This window comes from Nonomuraea guangzhouensis, assembly GCF_019396345.1.
In the GTDB taxonomy this organism is placed as follows: Bacteria; Actinomycetota; Actinomycetes; order Streptosporangiales; family Streptosporangiaceae; genus Nonomuraea; species Nonomuraea guangzhouensis.
Genome location: NZ_JAHKRM010000106.1, coordinates 1 through 1,469, shown reverse-complemented (window position 1 = coordinate 1,469; position 1,469 = coordinate 1). Strand labels below are relative to the sequence as shown.

Genomic DNA, 1,469 nt, shown 5'->3' with positions numbered 1-1,469 from the left:
AGTGCCCGTGTACAAACTGATCGTCAGTTCGATTGGGGAGATGCGGATCGCGCGAGCCGTCACCCCATGACGATGATCATCGCCCACAGGACCATGGCCTCGTGATGCTCGGATAACCGCTCATAGTCGCGCACGCACCGCCTGCGCTGGCAGATCCACGACAGCGTCCTCTCTACCACCCACCTGCGAGGAAGGACGACGAAGCCGCCGACGTCATCGCTGCGCTTGACGATCTCCAAGGTCAGCCGGAGGTGCTTGTTGGCCCAGGTCACGAGCTTGCCGGCGTAGGCACTGTCGGCCCAGATCAGCGAGATCCTCTCGTACCAGTCGCGCAGGCGTTCCAGCGCGGGCTTGGCGCCGTTACGATCCTGGACGCTGGCGGCGGTGACGATGACAACCAGCAGCAGGCCCAGGGTGTCCACAATGATGTGCCGCTTGGTGCCCTGCACTTTCTTGCCCTTATGCCGGTCCCCGCATAAGGGCAATTATCTGGGCCGTCCGGTTATGCGGGGCCAGGCGAGGGCTTCCTGGTAAGGGGCCTGGGATGGGCTTGAGCGCGGCATAATCACGGGTTTTAAGAAGGGTGAGGAGATTGTCGGTGGGCTGGTGGCGGGCGGGGCGGCCGCCGGTTGGAGGGGGCGCTGGCGAGGGCTTTCTTTTGCACGGTGGGGTCTGCGTAGGGGTAGGTGTGGTCGATTCGGTGGTGTCGTGGCCAAGTCGGAGCGCGATGGCGGCCGGCGATTATGGCGCCCTTCTTGCCATCCCGGACCACGCCGACCAGCAGAATCCCCGTCTGGCCCCGCATAACCAGACGGTCCAGATAATTGGCCGCGTCATATCCGCGTGAGCTGGCGGCGACGGTCTCGGCGGCCCGCAGCGACTGCGAATCGATGATCTCCGCGCTGGGCTCCGGCTCGCGACCGTCGGCGAGTCGGACGCGTTCGCGCAGGTCATTGTGGAGAGCATAGAGATCACCGTCCTGCCACCAGCGGGTGAAGATCGCATGGACGGTGCGCCAGGGCACCCGGAAGTCGGCGGGCAGGTTGCGCCACTTGCAGCCGTTGTCGACCACGTACCGGATGGCATCCATGATCCGGCGACGGCAGTACTTCTCGGGTCGTCCGCCGTTGCCGTGTAACCAGGCTGGCCAGGGCATCAACGGCTTGATGACCTGCCATTCTTCGTCACTCATGTCGGTGGTGTAGCGGGGCGCCCGGATCGGGTGATCGGCTCCGCGGCCGTACCGGCAGGCCACGCATGAGCAGGCAGTTTCTTCGTTACGGGAGACAGCGATGGGAGCGGTGGCGTACAACGGCGGCAGACCTTCCGGTTGGTGACGGCGCTGTGATAACCACCGTTGCTACCGGAAGGTCGCTCTATGTCGCAGAAGATTCGCTCTACGTCACTATTTCGCCCGATTATCGTCCCACGCGGCGGGCTCAGGGATCAGTTTGTACACGGGCACTCAG

At 64.2% G+C, this 1,469-nt stretch carries 2 protein-coding genes; both read right to left on the bottom strand.

Annotated elements, in window-relative coordinates; translation table 11 throughout:
* Window positions 1–59: 59 nt before the first annotated feature.
* The gene (locus tag KME78_RS63605) at window positions 60–485 is read right to left on the bottom strand and encodes a transposase (protein ID WP_372455141.1); all 426 of its coding nucleotides are present in this window, start codon (window positions 483–485) and stop codon (window positions 60–62) included.
* Window positions 486–574: 89 nt separating this feature from the next.
* Entirely contained in the window at window positions 575–1,192 is a 618-nt protein-coding gene (locus KME78_RS63600; RefSeq protein ID WP_219539948.1) for a transposase, read from the bottom strand.
* Between the last annotated feature and the right edge of the window lie 277 nt (window positions 1,193–1,469).